This is a genomic window from Marinobacter manganoxydans MnI7-9 (genome assembly GCF_000235625.1).
Classification (GTDB): domain Bacteria; phylum Pseudomonadota; class Gammaproteobacteria; order Pseudomonadales; family Oleiphilaceae; genus Marinobacter; species Marinobacter manganoxydans.
The window spans coordinates 16767-41640 of sequence record NZ_AGTR01000001.1; the positions used below are offsets into that span (position 1 = coordinate 16767).

Consider the following 24874-nt stretch of genomic DNA (forward strand, 5'->3'; position numbering starts at 1 on the left):
ATGCGGGTGTTATTGGCACAAGGATTTACTGATCCATAATCCTTTACAGCATGCCCTCGGGTCGAGACGGCTTAAATCCCAATAATTCACTCAGGCAGGGTAATCGACCACTTGATGTGCTTGAGCAAAAACCAAACCACAAAGTTTTTTTTGCTGCGAAACAATAATTTATTTCTTAAAGATATTTGAAAACACCCTGTTTGGCCCAGATGCACGAGGATGGTGTAAATTTTTTGGACATTTCGTCATTCACCCCACACACCCAACCGACGCCTTAAGCAGGGGATATATTCAATAGGTTAAATACTGAATTAGTTGCACGGCTGCATGTCTCGGCATGCTCACGGCATGTAAAGTTCCTGGACAGTTGGAAACCTTTGCTGCTGAGTATTCAGTATATGAGTCACCACGACTTGTTGTTCCTATTTTTCTGGCATCACGTAAAGGCATTGGTGGAGGGGCGTAAAACAGCTAGACAGTCTAATTGGATAGGGCCTTTACATAACTCAATTTGATAAACCACGACCATGTCAACTTTCAGATGTTGTATGACCCAGATCGAATCTGATTGGTCCACTGATCCTAGAGGTTCTCGTCATGCTCCACTATGATCAACTCTTCCAGATCAAATCCCTCTTCTATTACCCGCTCCCTGAACGCCTCAATCGCCCCTTCGCTGACTTCCGGCGTGCGTGAGAGAAACCAGAGATAGTCCCGATCGTAACCGGTCACATAGGCATACGAATACTCTTTCTTGTCGAGCTCGAACACCACGTAAGAGGCGTAAAAGGGCCCAAAGAAAGACACCTTCAGATGGCCTGTGTTTTCGTCTTCGACAAATACGGCGCGGCCGTCAGCTTCCTCCCATTTCTCTTCTTCAGCGTTATACCCGCGGTTGATGACCTTTATGCTGCCGTCATCATTACGGCTGTATTCGGCACGAACATTGGTGAGACCGCGCTCGAAAGAATGGTCCAGGCGGGCGATTTCGTACCAGGTACCCAGGTAGCGGTCGCCATCAAAACCGGTGACTGGCTCCATGTCCTCCGGAAGGCCGGTGCAACCGGACAGGGCTACAAGCCCGGCTATCAAGGACCATCTTCTTAACACTGCCATCATCGTTAGCGCACCATTTTTAAATATCAGATACGAGAAGGGCCAGCAGTTGCTGGCCCTTGATTCATACGTTGTAAAAGTCCCGATACCAGTCTACAAATCGGGCAATCCCCTCCTCTACGGGAGTGGCCGGCTTGTACCCTACGTCGTCGATCAGATCATCGACATTGGCGTAGGTGGCGGGAACATCGCCGGGCTGCAAAGGAAGCAGGTTTTTCTCCGCTTTCTTGCCAACCCGTTCCTCAATAATCTCGATGAACCGGGACAGCTCAACCGGGTTGTTACTTCCGATGTTATACAACCGGTACGGCGCCTTGCTGGTGCCGGGGTCCGGAGTTGCACCGCTCCACTGATCGTTGGGCTCGGCCACATGATCCAGGGTGCGAATCACGCCTTCCACAATGTCGTCAATGTAAGTGAAATCCCGACGATGGTGGCCGTGATTGAAAACGTCGATGGGCTCTCCGGCGAGTATCTTCTTGGTGAAGATAAACAACGCCATATCCGGTCGGCCCCAGGGACCATAGACAGTAAAAAACCGCAGACCAGTGGTCGGCAGATTATAGAGATGGCTGTATGTATGGGCCATGAGCTCATTGGCCTTCTTGGAGGCCGCGTAGAGACTCAGCGGGTGATCCACGTTGTCGTGCACCGAGAACGGCATGGTCTCGTTGGCACCGTACACCGAGCTGCTGGACGCATAGACGAGGTGCTCGACCTTATTGTGCCTGCACCCTTCAAGGATGTTCATGAAACCAACGAGGTTGGCGTCCACATAAGCGTGAGGATTCTCGATGGAATACCGGACACCCGCCTGGGCCGCCAGGTGCACTACCCGCTCGGGTTTGTGCTCGGCGAAAAGGGCTTCCATGGCAGCGCGGTCAGCCACATCCTGACGGACTTCGGTAAAACCGGCTTTGTCGGTCAGGCGCTTCAGCCGCGCTTCCTTCAGGTTCACATCGTAGTAATCATTGACGTTATCAACGCCAATGACTTCATCACCCCGATCAAGAAGGCGATGAGCCAGGTGTGAGCCGATAAAACCGGCCGTTCCGGTAACAAGAATCTTCACGTGTCTCTCCCTGAAAAGACTGCCAGTCTCAGAACGATACCCCGGCACTCACGAACGGTCCGCCTATCTCGACATCAAGCCGGTCATTGCCGTCTTCGTAATCAATAGACATCTGACGATAGCCTGCGCGGAACTGGATCAATGAGATCTCGTACTGGCCGTAGGCGTTGAAATCGTGCAGAGAGTCACCGTCGAAGCTGATGAAGTTGCCTTCTGCACCTACTGATACGCCGGTTAACGGCAGATCAAATCGGGCCGCGAGATAGCCCATGGGAATCACGCCATCAATGCTCGTTTCGCTAGTGGCCAACCCATTCGCTTGCCGCACAATCAGGTCGCCCGTCAAATCGCGGGCAGTGAGGCCAAGGTCGAGATTTACCCAGTTATCAAGCACTTCGTAATACAGGGTCAGATCCAACTGTTCCAGATCCAGATCAGACTGAACATCACCGGTAACACCGTCGAAGCCAGTCAGACCTACATCGCCTCGACCACTTTGCTCAACCAAAGTGTAGTTCAACCGAACATTGGGCAACAGCGGCACCGGATGCTCAAGGTACAGAGAGGCATTGGCGTTGGCATCGCTATCGAGATTCAGATCGTTCTCGACATCCACAACGTCGTTGTTGGTGGCAGCCTGGCCGGACAGATCCGAATCCCAGTAACTTACACTGGCTCCAAGACCAACCACATCTGCCTGTGACACAGGCGCCACCAGAAACAGTGAACCACCTACAGCAAGCATCAGTTTACGCATGACACACCTTTTGAATTTGTTGTCAGTTTCAGTCAGTCGAACTGGATTCCCAGACGGCGCCCGACTTCTTCGTACGTTTCGATCACTTCGCCAAGCCCCTGGCGGAAACGATCCTTATCCATTTTCTTGCGAGTTTCCTTGTCCCAGATCCGGCAACCGTCCGGACTGAATTCGTCACCCAGAACGATCTTGCCCTCGCAGCGACCAAACTCCAGCTTGTAATCCACAAGCAGCATGCCTGCCTCATCAAACAGGGCCTTGAGCACGTCGTTAACCCGATAGGTCAACGATTTCATCTGCTCCAGCTCATCCGCCGCGGCCCAGCCAAAGCTGACGGCCAGGGATTCGTTGACCATCGGATCGTGGAGTGCGTCGTTCTTGAGGAACAGTTCGTAGGTGGGCGGATTCAGTTCCTGCCCCTCCGCCACCCCAAGACGACGGCAGAGACTGCCGGCGGAAACATTGCGAACCACGCATTCAACCGGAATCATATCCAGCTTCTTGACGAGAGATTCGGTGGACGACAGCAACCCTTCAAAATGGGTCGGCACACCTGCCGCTTCCAGCTTCTCCATGATGAACGCATTGAACTTGTTATTCACCATGCCCTTGCGATTGAGCTGTTCCTTTTTCTCACCATCGAAGGCGGATGTGTCGTCACGGAATACCAGCACGAAACGTTCGGGGTTGTCGGTACGGTAGACGGATTTTGCCTTGCCGGCGTAGAGTTCTTCGCGTTTTTCCATTGGGGTCTCCGAAAAGCGGCCGCCTCTGGCGGCCTCTTCCTGAATCAGTATAGGTAATCGAACAGTTGCTCGAGCAGATCCGGCGTCGTCCGGCTGCCAGTGTAACCCGGAACGTCCTCGGCAGAGATGACAATGGCGTCGCTCTGCTGGCTAAGGCTGACTGTGTGGGTATGCTGGGGTGCGTCCTTGTCGCTGAACCAGCTGAACCAGCCCGGATCCCGCTCGTCTTCGGTGCGGAAATCGACATGGAACCAGCCTTCACTGCGGTTCAGATCGACAACGGGAATGCCGGAATCTGTAAGTGCCCGACTTACTTCCGCCCAGGAACGACCATAATCAAGCTCCATGCGGATCGCGACGGCTTCATCGTTTTCCGAGATCAGGCGAACCAGCGGATCGCTGACCATTCCGGATGCCGCCCGGGAAAAGGACTTGGTTTCTTCACGCGCCCTGAGAAAGTCACCCAGATCGGACAGCAGGCGTCTCTGCAATTCCAGAGCCTGCTCGGAGGGATCAGAAACGCCAGTCCAGGGGATCAGCTCGTCCGGCTGGTCTTCAACATCAAGCCGGCGTACCTGCACCTCTGTGGTCTTGCGTCGCACACCGGGAGCCATCCGAACTTGAAGAACGACTTTCTGTTCGCCGGCAGACGGGTTATCCGACAGCTCTACAAGGTTTCGGGCACGCTTGCTGAAATTGGCAAGCTCGGTCTGCAGGATGCCCAACTGGGGACTGTCGAAGCCGACGCCAAGACCCCGCTCGGACAGATAGCTGTTTACCGCAGGCCAGATTCTGCCCGGCACGTCGTTGACCAGGAGCCAGAGCCGACCATCCAGCTCTTCGATAACGTAGTTTTCATCAAGGATGTCCGATGTCATGTCCGGCGGGCGCGGAATATCGGACGGATACATTTTGCTGGCGTCGGCCGGCTGGACATCACGGATGGGCATGGTCTGGCTGAAACGGGAATCGTCGGCAGTCTCCGGCAATTCCAGTGGTTTTCCTTCCGTGGCATTCACATAGCGTTCGGAGCGGTCTTCAACCAGACTGCAGCCCGAGGCTGCTGCCAGAAGCAACAGCCCGGATGCGACAACAACGGGTTTGAACATCAGGGTACTACCGGTTCCTTTTAGAACCTGCATCAGGTTACTCCGGTGATGGGATGATTTAAGCAAACTCAGAGAACACCTGAGGCCTTGAGGGCATCTTCCACTTCGCCATGGAACTTTTCGCTGAGCACGGTCAGCGGCAGGCGGATGCCTTCCCCAATCATTCCCATATGATGGAGCGCCCATTTCACCGGGATAGGATTCGCTTCGAGGAACAGCTTCCGGTTAAGAGGCATGAGCAGTTCGTTCAGACGCTCGGTTTCTTCACGATTTCCGGCAATAGCCGCTTCGCACAGCAGGGACATTGCCTTCGGGGCGACGTTCGCGGTGACAGACACGTTGCCCTTGGCACCGGCCAGCATCAGTTCCGCTGCCGTGGCGTCATCACCTGAGTAGACCGCCAGACGGCCGTCCAGCGCTTCAATCAGTTCGGCACCCCGGGGAATGTTACCGGTGGCGTCTTTGATGCCCACGATATTCGGAATGTCGGCAAGCCGGAGCACGGTCTCGTTCAGCATGTCGCACGCTGTCCTGCCGGGCACATTGTACAGCATCTGGTTCATGCCGGGGACGGCTTCGGCAATCGCCTTGAAGTGCTGATACAGGCCTTCCTGGGTCGGCTTGTTGTAATAGGGAACAACGAGCAGGCAGGCATCTGCGCCAAGCTTATGGGCCTCGGCCGTCAGTTCAATGGCCTCACGGGTGCTGTTGCCGCCGGTGCCCGCAATAACCGGGATGCGACCATTAACACGTTTGATGATGTGGCCAATGGTCTGGCAATGCTCTTCCGGGTCGAGCGTTGCGGATTCGCCGGTGGTGCCCACAGCAACGATGCCGTGTGTGCCGTTTTCGATATGAAAGTCTACCAGCTTGTCCAGATCCTCCCAGTGGATGTCACCGTTTGGATGCATGGGCGTGACCAGTGCGACAAGGCTACCCGTAATCATAAAAGCTCCGTCCGAATAAAACCGATATGGTAATGTTGGGCACGAACTGACACAAGGGAATTAAAGGAGATGTCATGCCATCCGTTGAGTTAAACAAACCCGTACCGGATTTTGAAGCACCCGCTACCGGAGACCAGACTGTTCGCCTGGACGATCTGAAAGGTCAGAACGTGGTGATTTATTTCTATCCGAAAGACAACACCCCTGGCTGTACTACTGAGGGACAGGACTTCCGGGACCGGATGAAGCAATTTGAGGAGCTTGATACGGTGATTCTCGGCGTATCGAGGGACGGCCTGAAAGCCCATGAGAATTTCCGGGCCAAGCATGAGTTTCCCTTTCACCTGATTTCAGACAAGGACGAGGCCCTGTGCTCCCTCTTCGACGTGATCAAGCTGAAAAAGCTTTACGGGAAGGAGTACATGGGCGTTGACCGGAGCACCTTCCTGATCGACAAGGATGGCGTGCTGCGGGCTGAATGGCGCGGCGTAAAAGTGAAAGGCCACGCTGACGAGGTGCTAGAGGCTGTCAAGGCACTTTAAGTGCCTGTCAGGCGCTTCCGGGTTCCGCCGGCGGCGCCGACTCCTTCACTGGCCAGGCAGCAAACACCGCCTTGAGCATGGTAGCCAGTGGAATTGCAAAGAAAACACCCCACAAGCCCCAGATTCCCCCGAAGAACAGCACCGCGACGATAATGGCCACCGGGTGCAGATTGTTGACCTCCGAGAACAGAATGGGCACCAGAACATTGCCGTCAAGCGCCTGAATGACACCGTAGATGACCATCACCCAGATGAACTGGCTGCCCCAGCCGAAGGCGAACAGGGCAATCACCGCAACAGGGATGGTGACGACGGCCGCGCCGATATAAGGAATCACCACACTCAGCCCCACCAACAGCGAGAGCAGCGCAGCGTAAGGCATCCCCAGCAGCTTGAAGGCAATGTAGGTGGCGCCGCCCACAATCAGGATCTCGACGGCTTTGCCGCGCACGTAGTTGGCGCATTGGAGGTTCACCTCGTGCCAGATCTGCAGCATCATCGGGCGCTGGGGTGGCAGCAGCCGGGCGATGGAGTTGAGCAGCACCTCCCTGTCCTTCAGGAAAAAGAACACCAGGATAGGCACCAGCACCATGTAGATCAGCAACGCCACGAGATCTGGAATACTGGACAGCGAGAACGACACCAGCCATTGGGTCATGTGCCCCACTTCCGTACTCACCTGGCTGTAAACGGTGCTGACAGCTTCTCCGGAGATCAGGTGGGGATACTGCTGCGGCAACAGCTCAAGATAGGATTGCAGCTCCCGGATAATGCGTGGCGCCTCGCCGGCCAGGTTGCTCAACTGCGTCCAGATCAGCGGAAGCAGGCCAAACAGGAAGCCAACAAGCACGCCGAGGAAAACCAGGAAAACCCCAATAATGGAAACCGTCTCCGGCACGCCCAGTTTGTTGAGCTTGGTGACCAGACCCTGCAGAATAAAGGCCACAATCAGCGAGGCAATGGCCGGCGCAAGCATGGCACCGAACCAGATAACAAAAATGGTTCCTGTCACCAGTATCAGGAACAGGATGACCGCCTCTTCATCCGAGAAGTATTTGTGCGCGAGACCGCGTAATGTCCTGATCATTTACAGCTCCGAAATCTTAACCGCCGCACTTTATCACAAACCGGTACTGCCCGGCGGTTTCAGAACTGCTCATCAACTTGTGATCGGACATCTGCAGAAAGGCCGGAATATCCCTGGCGGAACCTGCGTCCGTAGCAATCACCTCGAGTTCTTCACCGGGCGCCATGCTGTTCAGTTCCAGCTTTGTCTTCAGCAGCGGCATCGGGCAGCGCAACCCTGAGGCATCAAGCGTTCGATCAACCATACTAGCGATACACCATCACAAAATAATAAGCGGATTTAACAAGCAGGCATTATGCCGACAGTGATAATGTATTGCATCACAATCCTCGTTAACCAGAGGATCAGAACTTTTTATCGCAAACCGCTGTCAAACCGGCGATTCAGACCACAGGCACCCGGCTTTACATGATTGCTATCCAACCCAGATCCCGAACGCTACCGGCAATGGCCATCACCGCCCTGCTGGCCCTGCTGCTTTTTTCAATGCCGGGCCACGCTCAGGAGAGCAGGCTGCCAAGCATTGGCGGTTCCGGTGGAGGCCTGATCGCGGGCCAGCAGGAATCGGATATTGGCCAGCAGGTAATGGTATCTATCCGCCGATCCGCGCCGAGGATCAGCGACCCCCTGGTGTATGATTACCTCAGCGCCGTTACCTATCGCCTGGTGCCCTCGGCCCCACTCCAGAATCGGGACCTGACCCTGGCATTGATCGACAGTCCTGCTATCAACGCATTTGCGGTGCCCGGTGGCATTGTAGGCGTTAATGGCGGTCTGTTTCTCAATGCTGCGACCGAGCAACAATTTGCGTCCGTTCTCGCCCACGAACTTGCTCACCTCAGCCAGCGGCATTTTGCACGGCGCATGGAGCAGCAGGAAACCAGCGCTCCGCTCACACTCGCCGGTATGATTGCCGGCATTGTCCTGTCGGCGGTCACCCAGTCTGACATCGGTTTTGCCGCCATTGCCGGGACCCAGGCCCTGGCCGCCCAGAACATGCTCGCCTACAGCCGCTCCCACGAACAGGAAGCCGACCGGGTCGGTCTGGACATTCTGGCCAGCGCCGGGATGGACCCTCGTGGCATGCCGGAAATGTTTGAAATCATGATGCGCCAGAACCGCATGCAGGGAAATCGACTGCCAGAGTATCTGTCTACGCACCCGTTAACCCAGAGCCGCGTGGCCGACACCCGGAATCGTGCCGAACAGTATCCAGATGAAAACATCCGGGACGGCCAGGAATACCATCTGATGCGCAGCCGGCTGCAAGTGCATTACGCGCCCTCCCCCGACGTAGCCGTCGAAACCTTTGAAGCCTACCTCGATCGGCCGGATGCCCAGAGAAACGAAGCCATCCGGTATGGCTTGTCCGTGGCCTACCTCGAGGACCGGCAATACGAGAAGGCAGTGGATATACTGAACGATCTGCTGGCCACGAATCCGGGCCGAATCACCTTCCAGGTAACCCTCGCAGAGGTCAGGCTTGCACAAGATCGTGTGGACGAGGCTCGATCCATTCTGAAAGACGCACTGGCGAGGAATCCGGGGAACTATCCAATCACCCACACCCTCGCCCTCACGGAAATAGCCGATGGTAATGGCGCCGCTGCGGCGGAGCATCTCAAACAGCTGACCCGTCAGCTACCGGGACAGGAGCATCTCTGGCTGAAACTGGCCGAGGCGGAGGGCATGGCAAGGAATATTGTGGGCGTGCATCGTGCCCGGGCAGAGTACGATGTTCTGATGGGCGATCTGGAGTCTGCCCAGCGTCAGCTAAGGCAGGCACAGGAGAAGTTGCCAGCAGGGGCACCTCAGCGACAGGTTGTGACTGAGCGGCTGGCCGAAATCACCAGCCGCCTGCACGCCCGGGCCAACAGCTGATCAGGCGTTACCAGCCGCCTTGAGATTCATGTTGGCGGTAAAATCCAGCATACGCTGAAGCGGCTGCAGCGCTTTCTCCCGCAAGCCAGGGTCCACAAGCACTTCCTGATCACCCTGCTCCAGTACCTGCAGCAGATTCTGCAGGCCATTCATGGCCATCCAGGGGCAATGGGCGCAGCTTCGACAGGTAGCGCCATTGCCTGCGGTAGGCGCTTCAATGAGCGTTTTGTTCGGAGCAAGCTGCTGCATCTTGTAGAAGATGCCGTTGTCTGTGGCAACAATGAACTTTTCATTGGGTAACGTTTGCACTGCGTGAATCAGCTGCGAGGTTGATCCTACGACATCCGCCATCTCAACCACGGCATCGGGCGATTCCGGGTGGACCAGTACCGCCGCGTCCGGATAAAGGGCCTTCAGATCCTCCAGCCCGCGGGATTTGAATTCCTCATGAACGATGCAGGAACCGTCCCAGAGCAGCATATCAGCACCCGTCGTTTTCTGGACGTAGTGCCCCAGGTGCTTGTCCGGCGCCCAGAGGATTTTTTCGCCGCGGGCATCCAGATCTTCAACAATAGCCTGGGCACAGCTTGAGGTAACCACCCAGTCCGCCCTCGCCTTCACAGCCGCAGACGTATTGGCGTAGACCACGACCGTGCGATCCGGGTGCTGGTCACAAAACTCGGCGAACTCATCGGCAGGACAGCCCACATCCAGGGAACAGGTCGCCTCAAGCGTTGGCATCAGAACGCGCTTTTCAGGATTCAGGATCTTGGCGGTTTCGCCCATGAACCTCACGCCGGCAACCACGATGGTGGAGGCCGAATGTTGGTTGCCAAAACGGGCCATCTCGAGGGAGTCCGCAACACAGCCACCGGTTTCCTCGGCAAGCCGCTGGATATCGGGATCGGTGTAATAGTGAGCCACAAGCACCGCATCCTGCTCCTTCAGAGCCGATTTTATACGAGCCTCCAGGTCGGACTTTTCGTCCGCGCTGAGCGGCTTCGGCTCGGCAGCATGCGCCAGGTGCTCTTGAACAAGGATACGGTCTTCAGCGTAAGTCATTACTGCGTCTCTGTATTGCGTGAACCCGGACATTATAACATTCATGCCCCAAGCTTAATGTTTCTGAAACAGTGCGATCATACACTTGTGATCGCTTTGCCTGTTCCCTGTTTACCTAGGTAGGAACGTATACGCAAAAAAAAGAGCCCGGAGGCTCTTTTTTCACAAAAACCCGCAGGCTTCTGTTATTTGGTGGGTCGTGAAGGATTCGAACCTTCGACCAATTGGTTAAAAGCCAACTGCTCTACCAACTGAGCTAACGACCCGTAACTGGCGACCGAAGCCTTGACTTCAATCTATACCGAATGACTCAGCCCACCCGGTATTTCGTGTTTGGTGGGTCGTGAAGGATTCGAACCTTCGACCAATTGGTTAAAAGCCAACTGCTCTACCAACTGAGCTAACGACCCAAACGAGGCGCATATAGTAATGATTTTTGGCCGTTGATCAACCCCTTTTTCTCAGGTTTCTCAACATTTTTGCCGCGCCAGACAATCAGCCGTTCTGGGACTCGAGAAACTTCCGTGCGAGGTCAGCAGCACTGCTGGACGGGTAATCATCAATCACAGTTTGCATGCTGCGCCGAGCCTGTTCCTTTTCGCCCAGGCGATCATGAGTTACGCCCAGCTTATAGACCGCATCCGGAGCCTTGCGATGGTCGGCAAAACGGGTAGCGACAATCGTGAACGCCTGTTTTGCCTGTTCGAGCTGCGGCTTGACCAGATAGACCTCGCCGAGCCAGTAATAGGCGTTGACCGTCAGATCACCTTCCGGATATTCATCGATAAATTCGTATATCCGACTAATGGCCTCATCGTATTTTTTCTGATTACGAATCAGGTCCTGGATCTGCTCGTAGGCCTTTCGTTCTTCCGCATCGGGCTGGCGGTATTCCCTGGCCTCCCGGGCCTGGCCTGAGGCAGCAGAGCCACCACCTTCGCTGGCTTCGGGAGCCGGCTGTGATGCGACCTTTTCCGAGAGATCCAGAATACGCTGATCCAGATCGATATAACGGTCGCGCCCTTGCTGCTGCAGGCGGTTAATCAGGTGCCGCTGCTCCTCCACTTCGCCCTGGAGCCGTCTGACTTCACCCTGAAGCTGCTGGATCATGTAGAACAGTTCCGACGTCGCCTGACTGCTGTTGGCGTTACGCTGACTGTCCTGGGCTGATTGCGCCAGGGCCACTCCCGCCTGCCCGAGGGCAAGCGGAAGCACCACTGTCGCCATGAGGATTTTTCTCATGGTCGTTCCTGTGTGATTACTCAAATACGAGTTCTACACGACGATTCTGGGCCCAGGCGCTCTCGCTGGAACCCATCACGGCCGGCTTCTCTTCGCCATAGCTTACGGTCTCGAGCTGGCCACGTGAAGCACCGTTTACAATCAGGAAACGCTGAACGGCGTTAGCACGACGCTCGCCAAGGGCCAGGTTGTATTCCTTGGTACCGCGCTCGTCGGCGTGACCCTCAATGCGGACGTTCTGACCCGGGTTGTTGGCGAGGAAACGGGCATGTGCCACCAGGACATCGCGGGCTTCCTGCTTGATTTCAGCCGTATCGAAATCAAAGTAGAAGGTGGTGATTTCACGCAGGGCCTGTTGTTCGGCCTGCTTGCGAGCTTCCATACGCTCTTCTTCGGTCATGGCTGAAGAAGAAACACCGCCCTGGTCGTCACCTCCGTAAACAGTGGATCCACCTTCCTGGTCTACAGCAGCCACATCGGAACCATACTCGCCGCCTTCTTCGGAGGTACCACCGGTAGAGCTACAGCCCGCTACCAGACCGACGGACAACAACAGTGCGAACGCTTTTGATTGAGCTGAAAAATTCATGTTTTCTTCCTTTCAGTTGAGTGACGTTATTGCTTGAACAATGGCCAACACCGGAAAGCTCCGGGAGTCAGCGAACCAAAGGTCCCCAGGCGGGCTCACGGACATCGCCTTCGGAGGCCGGCAAGCTGTACGCTGCTCCACCATCCGCGGAAATAACCGTGAGCACGTTGCTGCCATTCTGCCGGGTAGCGTAGATCAGCATCCGGCCATTGGGCGCAACACTGGGAGACTCATCAGACTCGGTGCGGGTTAGGATCGTTTCCTCCCCGGTTTTCAGTTCGGTACGGGCAATATGAAATGCCCGATCGCGCTGGTGAACGTAATACACATAGTTACCGTCATTGTCGGGCCTTGGCCGAGCGTTGTAACGGCTGCCGAAGGTGATACGACGAGGCTCCGCACCCGGTGTATCCATGTGGTAAATCTGCGGACCTCCGGACCGGTCCGACGTAAAGAAAATGCCCTTGCCAGTGGCGTCATAGCTCGGTTCGGTATCAATCGCCCAGTGGTTCGTAAGCTTGGTCAACTGCCGGGTATCGAGGTTCATCCGGTAGATCTCGGCGTTGCCGTCTTTCGAGAGGGTCATCAGCAACGATCGGCCATCGTCGGACCAGGCCGGCGCCGAGTTGAGCCCCGGAAAGTCTGCCACTTTGGTGCGATTGCCGGTTGCAAGCTCATGAACAAAAATCACCGGTTTCCCTGTTTCGAACGACACATAGGCCAGCTTTTCCCCGTCTGGCGACCATGCCGGTGACAGGATGGGCTCCTGGCTTTCAAGCCGGATTCTGGCGCGTTTGCCGTCCACGTCGCTGACCTGCAGTCGGTAACGTGGTTTGCCATTGGCGGTATCAAGCGTGATGTAGGCAAGCTTAGTTGAGAAGGCACCCGGCACACCCGTGATGGCCTCATATACCTTGTCGCTGATGTGGTGAGCGAGCGAGCGCATATTGGAGGCAGGTGCCGCCGCAGTTTCACCGAGAATCCGTTCCTCGCGGTTTACATCGAACAGCTCATACCGGGCCTGAACACGGTCACCGCTTCGGCTGAGGGCCCCCACCAGGACATAGCGCTGGCCCAGCAGGCGCCAGTCCCGGAAATACACTTCCTCCCGCCTGGATGGCAGGCTCAGCATCTTCTCCGGAGGCAGAGTCCGGAATTCGCCCGTCATGGTCAGATCCGCCTGAACAATGCTGCTGACCTTGTCGCCAGCGGGCATCTGTCCAGACTCGGCGAAAGGCACCACTGCAACAGGAATGGCCGAATCCGCGCCTTCAGTAATCCGGATCAACAGCTCCGCCCGGGCTGTCGAAACCGCGAAAAAGAACAGGGCCGTGGCGGCAAGAAGCGTTCTGGACGGTTTGTGCCAAATCCGATGTGTCATGATGTTATCCATATCATTATCTATTCATCCGGCGTGGATTGAACTCAATCGTAAACTGTCGAAAATACCGGTCAAAAGTGCTCCGATCGTTGGGAATTGGATACCTTTGTAACGAGCGCACGGCCTGTAGAGCCGAATTGTCAAAGGCCCTGTTTCCGCTGCTACTTACTAATTCGGCCCTCGCAAGCTCCCCGGTCGGCAGCAACATAATCTGAACCCGCGCCGACATATCTTCAGTGGCAGAAGATGGCGGGTACCAAGCATTGCTGAGCTGTTCTCTGATGAGAGCCTGATACTTCTCACTCTCCGACAGCATCTGAGCTTCCCGGGCTTTCGCAGCAGCCGCCTCTCTCTGGCGACGCGCTTCTTCCTCCCGAGCTCTCTGGGCTGCCTCCGCCTGGGCCTCCAACTGCTGTTCCCGGAGCTTGCGCTCTGCCTCGAGGCGCTTGCGTTCAGCTTCCTGGCGAGCCTGCTCCTCCTGGCGCTTTCGTTCGGCCTCTTCCCGCTTCCGCTGCTCTTCCTGGCGCCGCTTCTCTTCCTCGGCTTTTCGTTTTGCCTCTTCCTGACGGCGTTTTTCTTCCTCAGCTTTCTGCCTGGCTCGCTCCTTGGCCTCCGCCTCCGCCTTTTGACGGGCAGCCTCCGCTTCACGGGCTTTCCGGGCTTCGAGTTCTTTCGCCTCTGCTTCCTGACGCTCCTGCTCTTTCTGCTGCTGAAGCCTCATTTGTTCTTGCTGCCGCTTCTGCTCTGCAATACGACGGGCTTCTTCCTCCTGCCTTTGTCGTTCAGCTTCTTCCTTGCGACGCTGCTCTTCGGCCCGGCGTTCTTCGTCCCGCTTTTGCTGATCGACCGGCTCTACCACCGGGCTCGGTTCCGGCTCCTGCTGGGTAATCAGCCGGGCCGATATGCTCCTGGGTGCCGGCTCATGATCGGTGCTGGTCCACGACCAACCCGCAAGCGCAATGCCCAGAATCAACAGGTGCAACGTGACCGAGAGCGCCACCGGTGATTTCCATGGTGGCACGCCAGTTGTGGTTACTTCACGCTGGTGATCTCTCACAACACTCCTGCCCGCACCACTATCAATTGTCGTCCCGGGGTGATTCGGTGATCAGGCCGATACTGCTCGCCCCGGCACCCTGCAATTCCGCCATCAACCGAACAACCGTGCCGTACGGAACATTTTCATCGCCGCGAACCAGAATCTCACTTGAGGCCCGTTGCGAGAGGATCTTGGAAACCTGGGCCCGCAAGTCAGACAGCGTCATGGGATCACTGCCGTCGTCTCCAATCTCGACGTAGTACGCTCCGTTTGCATCAACCGAAACAATGATGGACTCAACATCCTTGTCAGACTGAATAGGATCGGAAGTGGTCTGGGGCAGATCAACCTTCACCCCCTGCGTCAGCATCGGGGCGGTGACCATGAAGATGATCAGCAACACCAGCATGACATCAATGTACGGAACCACATTGATTTCCGACATTGGCTTGCGCCGGTTTTCCGGCATCATTCCCATGCCCTTCATAAAGCAGTGCTCCCAAGCTGATCCCTGCCCATGAATTCAGCCACCATCATGCGGCACCCTTTTCGCTCTGATGCACGCGACGGTGAAGAATGCTGGAAAACTCATCGGCAAAGGTTTCATAGTTCTTCAGCAGCGCATCGGACATGGCCGAGAAACGGTTATAGGCGATAACGGCCGGTATTGCCGCGAACAGGCCCATGGCGGTCGCGATCAGGGCCTCGGAAATGCCCGGGGCTACCGTGGCCAAGGTTGCCTGCTGAACCTGGGCCAGGCCGCGGAAAGAATTCATAATGCCCCAGACGGTGCCAAATAGACCGATGTACGGACTGGTAGAGCCGACAGTCGCCAGAAACGGCAGGCTGGCTTCCAGGCGCTCATGCTCCCGGGAAAAGGCCACCCGCATTGCCCGCTGGGTACCTTCCATGACCGCATCGGCATCCCGGCTTTGCTGGCGCAACCGCGAAAACTCCTTGAAACCGGCCCGGAACAGGGATTCCATACCGGAAAACGGTGTTGGATCGGCGTTCACCTCCCGGTACAACTGCCCCAGATCCATGCCGGACCAGAAACGCTCCTCAAACGCCAACTGGGCCCTCTTGGCCTTCCGGAATACCTGTAGGCGCTGGAAAATCAGGGCCCAGGACATGATTGACGCCAGGGCCAGCAAAAGCATGACCAGCTGTACCAAGACACCGGCATTGGCAATGAGGTACCAGACTGAAAGTTCTGAATCCACTTCTTACTCCTGGCTCGTTCTGTTTATCGTTTCAGTGGGCTGGACATTCCTGGCCAGCAATTCCTGCATATTCGTTGGTAACCGGCGGGGACGACCGGAATCAAGCGCTATGCAGGCCACCCGCACATCACTGTCACTCAGCAACTTTCGGTCTTCGGCCCGCATCACACGCTGACGGAAATCCATCCAGACTCTACCAAAAGCCATGGGTTCCGCAGTAACCAGCAGTTCGTCATCAAGCTTGGCCGGCACCGCATAATGAATGGTCAGCCGTTGCACCACATAACTGATATTGTCTGCCAGACCCGCCCTGAGGCCAACGCCGCAACTGCGCACCCATTCGGTTCGGGCCCGCTCCATGTAATGGAGATATTTGGCATGAAATACGATGCCACCAGCGTCGGTGTCCTCGATATAGACCCGAATCGGCAGTTCGAACCTTCCCTCTGGCGCCTGTTCAACCAAAAAGATCGTCCTCCCTGCCCGACTTCGGCGGAATCACGCCGAAATGCTGATAGGCGTTGGAGGTCACCATCCGCCCTCTGGGAGTCCGGACCATATAACCCTGCTGGATCAGGAAGGGCTCAAGCACATCCTCAATGGTGCCGCGCTCTTCACTGATCGCGGCAGCAAGGCTCTCGACCCCGACAGGGCCACCGTCGAATTTCTCGATCATGGCCAGCAGCAGGCGCCGATCCATGTGATCGAAACCCTGGTTATCCACTTTCAGCATGTTCAGTGCCTGATCGGCGATGTCAGAGGTGATACGACCGTCTGAGCGGACTTCCGCAAAATCGCGGACACGGCGCAACAGGCGATTGGCGATACGCGGGGTGCCCCGGGACCGGCGGGCAATTTCGAACGCGCCTGCCTCATCGACGGCTACCGAAGACAATCGCGCGGAGCGCAGAATGATGCTGGTAAGATCTTCGGTGTTATAGAACTCCAGCCGCTGCACGATGCCGAAGCGGTCACGCAGCGGCGAAGTCAGCAAGCCTGCCCGGGTGGTCGCCCCGACGAGGGTGAACGGCGGCAGGTCCAGCTTGATGGAGCGGGCGGCCGGACCCTCACCGATCATGATGTCGAGCTGGTAATCTTCCATCGCCGGATACAGCACTTCTTCCACTGCCGCGCTGAGACGGTGGATCTCGTCAATGAAGAGAACGTCACCTTCTTCGAGATTAGTCAGCATGGCGGCCAGGTCGCCGGCTTTTTCAAGCACAGGACCAGACGTTGTCTTGATGGATACGCCCATCTCATTGGCGATGATATTGGCAAGGGTTGTTTTGCCCAGACCGGGCGGGCCAAAGATCAGAACGTGGTCCAGCGCTTCCTGACGACCCCGGGCCGCGGATATGAAAATATCCATCTGCTCACGGACCGTGGGCTGGCCAACATATTCGGCCAGCAGTGTCGGGCGAATGGCCCTGTCCTGTACTTCCTCATATTCACCGGCCCGGGCCGAGATCAACCGGTCGGATTCGATCATGGCATCACCCATAGTGTGGGAATCAACATCGTGCCTCACGTTTGCCCGCTATTCCAGCGCAGCCCCAATTGTACAAAGGGGTTAGCAGGTGTCACGTTACGCTCTCTACAGGTTCGCGACAGGTTCTGACGATCAGGCCGGAATCATGTTTCGCAGGGCCAGACGGATGAGCGTTTCACTACTCATTCCCTCCTCGGCCACTTTGCTGATGGCCTTGGCAGCCTCCTGAGGCTTGTAACCCAGAGCGATCAGTGCGGCTTCCGCCTCTTCAGTGGCCGCCGGCCCGCCAGCGGGGCCTTGTCCGCCCGGCTGGCCCACGCCTGTCGTCTCTGGCGACGTTGGCACAAATTGCCCTTCAAGTTGCCCTATCCGGTCCGCCATTTCAATAAGAAGCCGCTCTGCTGTTTTCTTGCCAACGCCGGGGAGCTTGACCAGTGAGGCGGAGTCACGATTCTCAACGCAGCGAATGAACTGCTGTGCGTCCAATCCGGAAAGAATGCCAACGGCCAGCTTCGGGCCAACCCCATTGACCTTGATCAGCAGGCGGAAGAGGTCCCGGTCCAGGCTGGAAGCAAAGCCGTAGAGGCTCTGGGCGTCTTCTCGGACGGCAAAATGGGTATGCAGGGTGACTTCATCGCCGGTCTCCGGCAGATGAAAGAAGGTGGTATAGGGGATGTCGACTTCATAGCCCAGGCCCGCGCACTCAACCAGCGCCTGGCCCGGAGCCTTTTCGACCAGAATACCTCGGATACGACCAATCAAGCTGAATCTCCTGTCGCTCCTGGGAGCGGTTTATTGTTGTCGCACACGACCGCTTCGGACTTTTCCCGCGCCACTGGCCACCCGCAGGATACTCTGGCTCATGTGGGCATGGCACATGGCGATGGCGAGCGCATCGGCCGCGTCTGCCTGGGGTTTGCGTGAAAGCGAAAGCAACACCTGAACCATGTGCTGAACCTGGGATTTGTCAGCGCCGCCCTTGCCGACCACCGCCTGCTTTACCTGCCTCGCCGAGTATTCATGAACCGCCAAGCCACTGTTGGCGGCACTGACGATGGCTGCGCCGCGGGCCTGACCGAGCTTCAGAGCCGAGTCAGGATTGCGGGCCATGAACACCTGCTCGATGGCAAATTCTTCCGGCCGATACTCTCCTATCAGGGTGGCAAGGCTCTGGAATATGGTCTGAAGGCGTTCAGCCATCGGCTTCTCGCCCACCCGGATACAACCACTGTCGATGTACTCGATGTGTCGACCATCCGCCCGAATGACGCCGTAACCGGTAATTCGTGACCCCGGATCAACGCCCAGAATTATCACCACATCAATGCTCCTGACTGGTCAAAGCGATTCCATGATCTCGCCGGAGATATCCGCGTTATGGTAGACATTCTGAACATCGTCCAGATCTTCGAGCATATCGATGAGCTTGAGGATGGTTTCCGCGCCGTCCCGATCCAGCTCAACCCGCGTGGATGGAACCATGGTTACTTCAGCATTGTCCGGCACCAGTCCCGCATTGACCAGAGATTCCTTGACGTCCAGAAACTGCTCGGGTGTGGTTACGATTTCCCAGGAACCGTCTTCCTGGGCCGCAAGGTCTTCAGCACCGGCGCTGAGTACGGCTTCCACCAGCCTGTCCTCTTCCCACTCCGGACCGTAGCTGATAATTCCCTGCTTGCTGAACAGGTAGGCAACCGATCCGTCGGTACCGAGATTGCCACCCATCTTGTTGAACGCGTGGCGGATTTCAGCCACAGACCGGTTTTTGTTGTCGGTCATGACTTCCACGAATATCGCCACACCACCGGGGCCATAGCCTTCGTAGGTCAGCTCTTCGTAGTTGTCATCATCGCCACCACCGGCGCCACGTTCAACCGCGCGCTCGATGGTGTCTTTTTTCATATTGGCGGTGAGCGCCTTGTCGATGACGGCGCGCAGGCGGGGATTATCATCGGGATTCCCCCCGCCCTGGCGCGCGGCCACGGTCAGCTCACGAATGATTTTGGTGAAGATCTTGCCCCGCTTGGCATCTTGTGCCGCCTTGCGGTGCTTGATGTTGGCCCACTTACTGTGACCCGCCATACAGCTCCTCCCTTAAATCACTGACTTACTCGTTGCCCTCACCGGCTTCCGCCTTGTTGCCTTCAACCGGCTTTGACGGCTTGCGCAGACGGATATGCAACTCACGCAGCTGCTTCTCATCCACTTCGCCCGGCGCCTGGGTCATCAGACAGGTGGCACTCTGGGTTTTCGGGAATGCGATAATGTCACGGATGGACGAAGCGCCGGTCATCAGCATGACCAGGCGATCCAGGCCGAACGCCAGACCACCATGGGGCGGGCAACCAAACTTCAGGGCATCCAGCAGGAAGCCGAACTTGGCGCGGGCTTCCTCTTCACCGATACCCAGAATACGGAACACCGCTTCCTGCATTTTCTCATCGTGAATACGGATAGAACCGCCGCCCAATTCAGTGCCGTTCAACACCATATCGTAGGCGCGGGACAACGCTTTGGCGGGGTCTGCGGCCAGATCTTCCGGACTACAGGACGGCGCGGTGAACGGGTGGTGAATCGCGGTCAGGCCGCCGTCCGGAGTTTCCTCGAACATCGGGAAATCGACAACCCAGAGCGGCGCCCACTCGGAAGTCAGCATGTCGAGATCGTGACCGATCTTGATCCGCAGTGCGCCGAGGGCTTCATTGACCACGTTGGTTTTGTCCGCGCCGAAGAACACGATGTCGCCGTCTTCGGCACCCACACGCTCCATGATAGCCAGAGCAACATCATCACCCAGGAACTTGATGATCGGGGACTGCAGACCTTCAACGCCCTTGGACAGGTCATTGACCTTGATATAGGCAAGACCTTTGGCACCGTAGATACCAACAAACTTGGTGTAGTCGTCAATCTGCTTGCGCGTCAGCTCGCCGCCTTTCGGCACACGCAGAGCCGCCACACGACCTTTCGGATCCTTGGCAGGACCTGCGAAGACCTTGAAGTCCACGCCTTCAACCAGATCATTTACATCCAGCAGCTCCAGCGGGATACGCAGATCCGGCTTGTCGCTGCCGTAACGTTGCATTGCCTCGGCATACGGCATTTGCGGGAAGGACGGCAGTTCAACCTCCAGCACATCCTTGAACAGAGCCCGGATCATGTCCTCGTTCAGCTTCATCAGGGTCTCTTCATCAATGAAAGAGGCCTCGATGTCTACCTGGGTGAACTCCGGCTGACGATCTGCACGCAGGTCTTCATCCCGGAAACACTTGGCGATCTGGTAGTAGCGGTCAACACCAGACACCATCAGCAGCTGCTTGAACAGCTGGGGAGACTGGGGAAGCGCGAAGAAGGAGCCTTCGTGGGTACGGCTCGGCACCAGGTAATCCCGCGCGCCTTCCGGCGTGGCACGGGTCAGGATAGGAGTTTCCACATCCATGAAGCCGTTGCTGTCGAGGTAGTTGCGGATATAACTGGTCACCCGGGAACGGAAACGCAGGCGGTTGATCATTTCCGGCCGACGCAGGTCCACAAACCTGTAGCGCAGACGCACGTCCTCGCCAACGTCGACATGCTCATCCAGCGGGAACGGCGGGGTCGCTGCGGCGTTCAGGATAGTCAGCTCCTTACCCAGAAGCTCAACCTGCCCGGTCGGCATGTTGTTGTTCTCGGTTCCGGCAGGACGACGACGCACCCGGCCGGTGACCTTGATCACGAACTCGCTACGGACTTTTTCCGCAAGCGCAAAGCTCTCAGGGGTATCAGGATCCACAACAACCTGAGACATACCATCCCGATCCCGCAGATCCAGGAAGATAACCCCACCGTGGTCACGACGGCGGTGTACCCATCCGCAAAGTGTGACTTCCTGATCGATGTGGGATTCGTTGATCCCACCGCAATAATGACTGCGCATACCGGTTCCCGTTACGTTTAATGTGTTCAAATATGGTGCGTGTTCTGGATCGCTTGAAAAATGGTGCGACCATAGCGGAAAAGCCGCCCATTATAAACACAATGGCGGTGAAAATCAGGCGTGCAGGCACGCAAATCAAGCGGTCGGATGACTGCAGGTTGGCAGCCGGCTAGAATGCTTCTTTTTTACCAGCAGATGGAGTCTGAACTTGGCCACCAGAGCGGAGCAAAAACAGAAAACCCGGCGGGCACTGATGGATGCGGCGCTCTCGCAACTGAGTGCGGACCGGGGCTTTGGCAGTCTGAGTTTGCGGGAGGTTGCTCGGGAGGCGGGCATCGCCCCCACGTCTTTCTACCGGCACTTTGCCGAGCTTGATGAACTGGGCCTGGCTCTGGTGGACGAAGGCGGCGTTGCATTAAGGCAACTGATGCGTCAGGCCCGCAAGCGAATTGCCCGTGATGGTGGCAGCGCCATTTCCACTTCTGTGGAAACCTTCATGGAGTACCTGGGCAACAATGCCAATCTGTTCCGGCTGATGCTTCGGGAGAGGACCGGGGTCTCCAAGCCTTTTCGGACAGCCGTAAAGGCCGAGATTGACCACTTTGTGACCGAACTGGCCGATGACCTGCGGCGGATCGCCGACGAGCAGAACAAACCCCTCTCAGAAGCCAGACTGGTGGCCGAGGCCATGGTAACGCTGGTATTCAACCAGGGGGCAGAAGCGCTGGATGCAACCGCTTCCGAACGTGATGAGCTGAAGGCCAAGCTGAAAACCGAGCTCAGAATGATCCTGGTCGGCTCCCAGACTCTGGCGAAACGCAACTGACCTCACCTTCGAACTAGACACCGGCCTCAAGTTCAGCAAGAACCGGGGCCAGTCTTGAGCGAACCTGCTCCAGTTCCTCATCGGAATAAGCAACCGGCGCCTGCTTGCCCCACACCGGGCCCGGCCATGCCGGGTCGCCTTCGAACCGCACGATATGATGCAGATGAAGCTGGGGTACCATGTTGCCAAGGGCTGCGACGTTCATCTTGTCGCCGCCGAAGACATCCATCATGGCTTCGCTGAGCGCGGAGGACTCGCGGACCAGCTGGTACTGCTGGTCCGCCGACAACTGGTAGATCTCACGGATGCCGGCGACCGCCGGCACCAACAGCACCCAAGGCCAGGTGCTGTCATTCATCAGTCGGATTTCACAAAGCGAGGTGCTTCCAAGGCCAATCGTGTCGGCCTTCAGTCGCTCGTGTAACCGGAAAACTTCCGGTTCGCTCATATTCATCCTCCGATTATCTGGGTTTACTCGGAGTGGAACTGGGTGCGGCCACGGCCAATGGCGTAATAAATGAGGCCGTAGCGATCCAGCATTTCCGGCTCGTAGAGATTGCGGCCATCAAAGACCACAGGTTCACGAATGGTCGCAGCAATGGATTCGAAGTCTGGCGACCGGAACTCTTTCCACTCGGTGCAGATAGCGAGAACATCTGCCCCTTTAAGCGCCTGCTCTTTCGTGCCGCACAGGGTCAGGCCTTCCTGATCACCGTAGATTCGCTGAGTTTCCTCCATGGCCTCCGGGTCGAAAGCCTGCACTCTGGCGCCGGCTTTCCAGAGATCTTCCATCAATGTGCGGGAAGAAGCTTCGCGCATATCGTCGGTATTCGGCTTGAACGCCAGCCCCCAAAGCGCAACGACCTTGCCATTGAGATCACCACCAAAATAGTGGCTGATCTTGTCGAACAACACGTGTTTCTGGGCGTAGTTGACCGATTCAACCGCATTGAGCAGCCGCGCTTCGTAACCGCAGTCGCTGGCGGTTCGGGCCAGGGCCTGAACATCTTTCGGGAAGCAGGAACCGCCGTAACCGCAACCGGGGTAGATGAAGTGATAACCAATCCGCGGGTCGGAACCAATGCCCCGGCGCACGGCTTCGATATCAGCGCCCAGTCGCTCTGCCAGATTGGCGATTTCGTTCATAAAGCTGATTTTGGTGGCCAGCATGGAGTTGGCCGCGTACTTGGTGAGCTCTGCGGACCGCAGGTCCATAAAGATCATACGGTCGTGACTGCGGTTGAACGGGTAATAGACCTCCCTCAGAAGCTCAGCCGCGCGCTCGCTATCAGTCCCGACAACAATGCGATCAGGCTTCATGAAATCGTTGATGGCCGCCCCTTCCTTGAGAAACTCAGGGTTGGACACCACGTCGAAATCCAGTTCCAGGCCACGACGGTCGAGCTGGGCACGAACCGCCGTCCAGACCTTGTCGCCGGTACCGACCGGCACCGTGGACTTGTCGACGACTACCTTGTAGTCCTCCATGTATTCGCCGATGGAACGGGCTACCGCGGTTACATACTGGAGGTCGGCAGAACCGTCTTCGTCCGGGGGCGTACCCACGGCAATAAACTGGAGTGTGCCGTGACGAACGGCATCTTTGGTATCGGTTGTAAAGGAAAGGCGGCCTGCCTCAACGGTGTGCTTTACGATATTGTCGAGGCCCGGCTCATAGATGGGAATCTGGCCATTCTTGAGCTTTTCAATTTTGCCCTGGTCCACATCCATACAGAGAACGTCGTGGCCAACATCCGCCAGGCAAGCACCAGTAACCAGGCCAACATAACCGGTTCCAAAAATCGTTATTTTCATCCTTTAAATCCCGATACAAATACAGAAAAGTTATTGGGTGTCGTCAGCTTTTTTCTTCTGCCAGATCGCTTCCCACGCCAGGGCGGTGCCGACAATGGTATCTAGATTGTCGTAGTCCGGCTGCCAGCCCAGGGTCTGGCGGATAAGTGTGTTGTCTGCCATCAATGCTGCCGGGTCGCCGGCGCGGCGGCCGGTTTCGGTGACCGGAAAATCAACGCCGGATTGCGCCTTGACCACATCAATCACTTCCCGGACCGTAAAGCCGCGACCATAACCGCAGTTCATGACCTTCGAATGACCACCATCTGCCATGTAGTCCAGCGCCATCACGTGGGCCTTGGCCAGGTCCTCCACGTGGATGTAGTCGCGAATGCAGGTGCCGTCCCGGGTATCGTAATCGGTGCCGAAGACACTCATGCCTTCCCGCTGTCCCGTCACGCACTCACAGGCCACCTTGATCAGATGCGTGGCTTCAGGTGTGGCCTGCCCCAACAGCCCTTCCGGATTCGCGCCTGCTACATTGAAGTAACGGAGAATCACATAATTGAGGCTGGAGGCTGCGGCCAGATCCATGATCATCCGCTCGCTCATCATCTTGGACGCGCCGTAGGGGTTGATCGGGGCCAGCGGCAGATCCTCAGTGAGCACCGTCTGCTCAGGCATACCATAGACAGCCGCGGTGGAGGAAAACACCATGTACGGCACTTCGTGCTTTTCGACCGCTTTCAGGAGGTTCAGGGTATTGCGGGTATTGTTGCTGTAGTACTTCAGGGGGTTGGCGACAGACTCCGGCACCACAATATTGGCAGCGAAATGCAGGACTGCCTCAAACTGGTGACGGGAGAACAGATCTTCGATTGCCGCTTCGTCGGCCAGATCCCCGACCACCAGTTCGCCGGCGGTGACCGCCCAGCGGTAGCCAGTGGAGAGGTTATCGAAAACAACGATATCGTGACCGGCCTGGCCCAGCTGACGGACCACGTGACTGCCAATATATCCGGCTCCGCCGGTAACGAGGACTTTCATAGGCGAAAA

The 24874-nt window shown here is 56.8% G+C and carries 27 protein-coding genes and 2 tRNA genes; 3 read left to right on the forward strand and 26 right to left on the reverse strand.

Going from position 1 to position 24874, the window contains the following annotated elements:
- Nucleotides 1–582: 582 nt before the first annotated feature.
- The 6 genes from KYE_RS00010 to dapA all read right to left on the reverse strand — a co-directional run bounded on the left by KYE_RS00010 (nt 583) and on the right by dapA (nt 5747).
- Nucleotides 583–1041, reverse strand: a complete 459-nt coding sequence (locus KYE_RS00010) for a lipocalin family protein (protein WP_227497702.1) — start codon at nt 1039–1041, stop codon at nt 583–585.
- 139 nt (nt 1042–1180) lie between these two features.
- Nucleotides 1181–2188, reverse strand: coding sequence for an NAD-dependent epimerase (locus KYE_RS00015; protein WP_008169101.1), 1008 nt, complete (start codon nt 2186–2188; stop codon nt 1181–1183).
- A 28-nt stretch (nt 2189–2216) separates the two neighbouring features.
- The gene (locus tag KYE_RS00020; protein WP_008169103.1) at nt 2217–2945 is read right to left on the reverse strand and encodes a TIGR04219 family outer membrane beta-barrel protein; all 729 of its coding nucleotides are present in this window, start codon (nt 2943–2945) and stop codon (nt 2217–2219) included.
- Between the two features lie 32 nt (nt 2946–2977).
- Entirely contained in the window at nt 2978–3691 is a 714-nt protein-coding gene (purC, locus tag KYE_RS00025; RefSeq protein WP_008169108.1) for a phosphoribosylaminoimidazolesuccinocarboxamide synthase, read from the reverse strand.
- A 44-nt stretch (nt 3692–3735) separates the two neighbouring features.
- Nucleotides 3736–4833: an outer membrane protein assembly factor BamC gene (gene bamC, locus KYE_RS00030; RefSeq protein ID WP_008169110.1), complete on the reverse strand. Its 1098-nt coding sequence runs from the start codon at nt 4831–4833 to the stop codon at nt 3736–3738.
- A gap of 35 nt (nt 4834–4868) precedes the next feature.
- Entirely contained in the window at nt 4869–5747 is an 879-nt protein-coding gene (gene dapA / locus KYE_RS00035; RefSeq protein WP_008169112.1) for a 4-hydroxy-tetrahydrodipicolinate synthase, read from the reverse strand.
- Nucleotides 5748–5821: 74 nt separating this feature from the next.
- Here dapA and KYE_RS00040 point away from each other — a divergent pair, with 74 nt between their 5' ends.
- Nucleotides 5822–6289, forward strand: coding sequence for a peroxiredoxin (locus tag KYE_RS00040; RefSeq protein ID WP_008169114.1), 468 nt, complete (start codon nt 5822–5824; stop codon nt 6287–6289).
- A 7-nt stretch (nt 6290–6296) separates the two neighbouring features.
- Here KYE_RS00040 and KYE_RS00045 read toward each other — a convergent pair whose 3' ends face one another.
- Nucleotides 6297–7376 (reverse strand): AI-2E family transporter, encoded by a 1080-nt coding sequence (locus tag KYE_RS00045; RefSeq protein ID WP_008169115.1) that lies wholly within the window; start codon nt 7374–7376, stop codon nt 6297–6299.
- Between the two features lie 16 nt (nt 7377–7392).
- A complete protein-coding gene (locus KYE_RS00050; RefSeq protein ID WP_008169116.1) occupies nt 7393–7620 on the reverse strand; it encodes a sulfurtransferase TusA family protein in 228 nt (75 codons plus the stop codon).
- Nucleotides 7621–7823: 203 nt separating this feature from the next.
- On the opposite strand from KYE_RS00050, the gene KYE_RS00055 reads away from it, so the two are divergent.
- A complete protein-coding gene (locus KYE_RS00055) occupies nt 7824–9257 on the forward strand; it encodes a M48 family metalloprotease (RefSeq protein WP_008169117.1) in 1434 nt (477 codons plus the stop codon).
- Here the strand turns inward: KYE_RS00055 and nadA are convergent, their stop codons facing one another.
- From nadA to aspS, 15 genes are all read right to left on the reverse strand, one after another.
- Nucleotides 9258–10319 (reverse strand): quinolinate synthase NadA, encoded by a 1062-nt coding sequence (nadA, locus tag KYE_RS00060; RefSeq protein ID WP_008169118.1) that lies wholly within the window; start codon nt 10317–10319, stop codon nt 9258–9260.
- Nucleotides 10320–10509: 190 nt separating this feature from the next.
- A tRNA-Lys gene (locus tag KYE_RS00065) sits at nt 10510–10585 on the reverse strand.
- 68 nt (nt 10586–10653) lie between these two features.
- Nucleotides 10654–10729: transfer RNA gene (locus tag KYE_RS00070), tRNA-Lys, on the reverse strand.
- 85 nt (nt 10730–10814) lie between these two features.
- Nucleotides 10815–11561: a tol-pal system protein YbgF gene (ybgF, locus tag KYE_RS00075; protein ID WP_008169119.1), complete on the reverse strand. Its 747-nt coding sequence runs from the start codon at nt 11559–11561 to the stop codon at nt 10815–10817.
- A gap of 16 nt (nt 11562–11577) precedes the next feature.
- Nucleotides 11578–12150 (reverse strand): peptidoglycan-associated lipoprotein Pal, encoded by a 573-nt coding sequence (gene pal / locus KYE_RS00080; protein ID WP_008169120.1) that lies wholly within the window; start codon nt 12148–12150, stop codon nt 11578–11580.
- Between the two features lie 67 nt (nt 12151–12217).
- Nucleotides 12218–13531, reverse strand: a complete 1314-nt coding sequence (gene tolB, locus KYE_RS00085) for a Tol-Pal system beta propeller repeat protein TolB (RefSeq protein ID WP_085986428.1) — start codon at nt 13529–13531, stop codon at nt 12218–12220.
- A gap of 16 nt (nt 13532–13547) precedes the next feature.
- On the reverse strand, nt 13548–14531 hold the full coding sequence (tolA, locus tag KYE_RS00090) for a cell envelope integrity protein TolA (protein ID WP_008169124.1): 984 nt from the start codon (nt 14529–14531) through the stop codon (nt 13548–13550).
- A gap of 79 nt (nt 14532–14610) precedes the next feature.
- Nucleotides 14611–15057 (reverse strand): protein TolR, encoded by a 447-nt coding sequence (gene tolR / locus KYE_RS00095; protein ID WP_008169126.1) that lies wholly within the window; start codon nt 15055–15057, stop codon nt 14611–14613.
- Nucleotides 15058–15103: 46 nt separating this feature from the next.
- Complete coding sequence (tolQ, locus tag KYE_RS00100) at nt 15104–15793, reverse strand: protein TolQ (RefSeq protein ID WP_008169128.1); 690 nt, start codon at nt 15791–15793, stop codon at nt 15104–15106.
- Nucleotides 15794–15796: 3 nt separating this feature from the next.
- Nucleotides 15797–16258, reverse strand: coding sequence for a YbgC/FadM family acyl-CoA thioesterase (locus tag KYE_RS00105; protein WP_008169129.1), 462 nt, complete (start codon nt 16256–16258; stop codon nt 15797–15799).
- The gene (gene ruvB / locus KYE_RS00110) at nt 16251–17282 is read right to left on the reverse strand and encodes a Holliday junction branch migration DNA helicase RuvB (protein ID WP_008169131.1); all 1032 of its coding nucleotides are present in this window, start codon (nt 17280–17282) and stop codon (nt 16251–16253) included. Before ruvB ends, KYE_RS00105 begins: the two co-directional genes overlap by 8 nt.
- A 132-nt stretch (nt 17283–17414) precedes the next feature.
- The gene (gene ruvA, locus KYE_RS00115; RefSeq protein WP_008169133.1) at nt 17415–18044 is read right to left on the reverse strand and encodes a Holliday junction branch migration protein RuvA; all 630 of its coding nucleotides are present in this window, start codon (nt 18042–18044) and stop codon (nt 17415–17417) included.
- A gap of 30 nt (nt 18045–18074) precedes the next feature.
- Complete coding sequence (ruvC, locus tag KYE_RS00120) at nt 18075–18602, reverse strand: crossover junction endodeoxyribonuclease RuvC (protein ID WP_008169135.1); 528 nt, start codon at nt 18600–18602, stop codon at nt 18075–18077.
- Between the two features lie 18 nt (nt 18603–18620).
- Nucleotides 18621–19364, reverse strand: a complete 744-nt coding sequence (locus KYE_RS00125) for a YebC/PmpR family DNA-binding transcriptional regulator (RefSeq protein WP_008169137.1) — start codon at nt 19362–19364, stop codon at nt 18621–18623.
- Nucleotides 19365–19389: 25 nt separating this feature from the next.
- Entirely contained in the window at nt 19390–21198 is a 1809-nt protein-coding gene (gene aspS, locus KYE_RS00130) for an aspartate--tRNA ligase (RefSeq protein WP_008169139.1), read from the reverse strand.
- 208 nt (nt 21199–21406) lie between these two features.
- Here aspS and fabR point away from each other — a divergent pair, with 208 nt between their 5' ends.
- The gene (gene fabR / locus KYE_RS00135) at nt 21407–22024 is read left to right on the forward strand and encodes an HTH-type transcriptional repressor FabR (protein WP_008169141.1); all 618 of its coding nucleotides are present in this window, start codon (nt 21407–21409) and stop codon (nt 22022–22024) included.
- Between the two features lie 13 nt (nt 22025–22037).
- Here fabR and KYE_RS00140 read toward each other — a convergent pair whose 3' ends face one another.
- From KYE_RS00140 to galE, 3 genes are read right to left on the reverse strand one after another with little or no spacing between them, the layout of a single operon-like run.
- Complete coding sequence (locus KYE_RS00140; RefSeq protein ID WP_008169143.1) at nt 22038–22472, reverse strand: HIT domain-containing protein; 435 nt, start codon at nt 22470–22472, stop codon at nt 22038–22040.
- Between the two features lie 23 nt (nt 22473–22495).
- Nucleotides 22496–23839 carry a UDP-glucose dehydrogenase family protein gene (locus KYE_RS00145; protein WP_008169144.1) on the reverse strand — a complete coding sequence of 448 codons (1344 nt, stop codon included), beginning with the start codon at nt 23837–23839 and terminating at the stop codon, nt 22496–22498.
- 30 nt (nt 23840–23869) lie between these two features.
- Nucleotides 23870–24865, reverse strand: a complete 996-nt coding sequence (gene galE / locus KYE_RS00150) for a UDP-glucose 4-epimerase GalE (protein WP_008169146.1) — start codon at nt 24863–24865, stop codon at nt 23870–23872.
- Between the last annotated feature and the right edge of the window lie 9 nt (nt 24866–24874).

Excerpts from the sequence above, each read along its gene's own strand:
- KYE_RS00045 (WP_008169115.1), bottom strand. The coding sequence starts at position 7,376 with ATGATCAGGACATTACGCGGTCTCGCGCACAAATACTTCTCGGATGAA.
- ruvB (WP_008169131.1), bottom strand. The coding sequence starts at position 17,282 with ATGATCGAATCCGACCGGTTGATCTCGGCCCGGGCCGGTGAATATGAG.
- KYE_RS00040 (WP_008169114.1), top strand. The coding sequence starts at position 5,822 with ATGCCATCCGTTGAGTTAAACAAACCCGTACCGGATTTTGAAGCACCC.
- KYE_RS00050 (WP_008169116.1), bottom strand. The coding sequence starts at position 7,620 with ATGGTTGATCGAACGCTTGATGCCTCAGGGTTGCGCTGCCCGATGCCG.
- pal (WP_008169120.1), bottom strand. The coding sequence starts at position 12,150 with ATGAATTTTTCAGCTCAATCAAAAGCGTTCGCACTGTTGTTGTCCGTC.
- KYE_RS00055 (WP_008169117.1), top strand. The coding sequence starts at position 7,824 with ATGGCCATCACCGCCCTGCTGGCCCTGCTGCTTTTTTCAATGCCGGGC.
- ybgF (WP_008169119.1), bottom strand. The coding sequence starts at position 11,561 with ATGAGAAAAATCCTCATGGCGACAGTGGTGCTTCCGCTTGCCCTCGGG.
- KYE_RS00020 (WP_008169103.1), bottom strand. The coding sequence starts at position 2,945 with ATGCGTAAACTGATGCTTGCTGTAGGTGGTTCACTGTTTCTGGTGGCG.
- nadA (WP_008169118.1), bottom strand. The coding sequence starts at position 10,319 with ATGACTTACGCTGAAGACCGTATCCTTGTTCAAGAGCACCTGGCGCAT.
- KYE_RS00010 (WP_227497702.1), bottom strand. The coding sequence starts at position 1,041 with ATGGAGCCAGTCACCGGTTTTGATGGCGACCGCTACCTGGGTACCTGG.
- purC (WP_008169108.1), bottom strand. The coding sequence starts at position 3,691 with ATGGAAAAACGCGAAGAACTCTACGCCGGCAAGGCAAAATCCGTCTAC.
- dapA (WP_008169112.1), bottom strand. The coding sequence starts at position 5,747 with ATGATTACGGGTAGCCTTGTCGCACTGGTCACGCCCATGCATCCAAAC.
- tolR (WP_008169126.1), bottom strand. The coding sequence starts at position 15,057 with ATGAAGGGCATGGGAATGATGCCGGAAAACCGGCGCAAGCCAATGTCG.
- tolB (WP_085986428.1), bottom strand. The coding sequence starts at position 13,531 with ATGACACATCGGATTTGGCACAAACCGTCCAGAACGCTTCTTGCCGCC.
- KYE_RS00145 (WP_008169144.1), bottom strand. The coding sequence starts at position 23,839 with ATGAAAATAACGATTTTTGGAACCGGTTATGTTGGCCTGGTTACTGGT.
- KYE_RS00140 (WP_008169143.1), bottom strand. The coding sequence starts at position 22,472 with ATGAGCGAACCGGAAGTTTTCCGGTTACACGAGCGACTGAAGGCCGAC.
- galE (WP_008169146.1), bottom strand. The coding sequence starts at position 24,865 with ATGAAAGTCCTCGTTACCGGCGGAGCCGGATATATTGGCAGTCACGTG.
- aspS (WP_008169139.1), bottom strand. The coding sequence starts at position 21,198 with ATGCGCAGTCATTATTGCGGTGGGATCAACGAATCCCACATCGATCAG.
- KYE_RS00125 (WP_008169137.1), bottom strand. The coding sequence starts at position 19,364 with ATGGCGGGTCACAGTAAGTGGGCCAACATCAAGCACCGCAAGGCGGCA.
- bamC (WP_008169110.1), bottom strand. The coding sequence starts at position 4,833 with ATGCAGGTTCTAAAAGGAACCGGTAGTACCCTGATGTTCAAACCCGTT.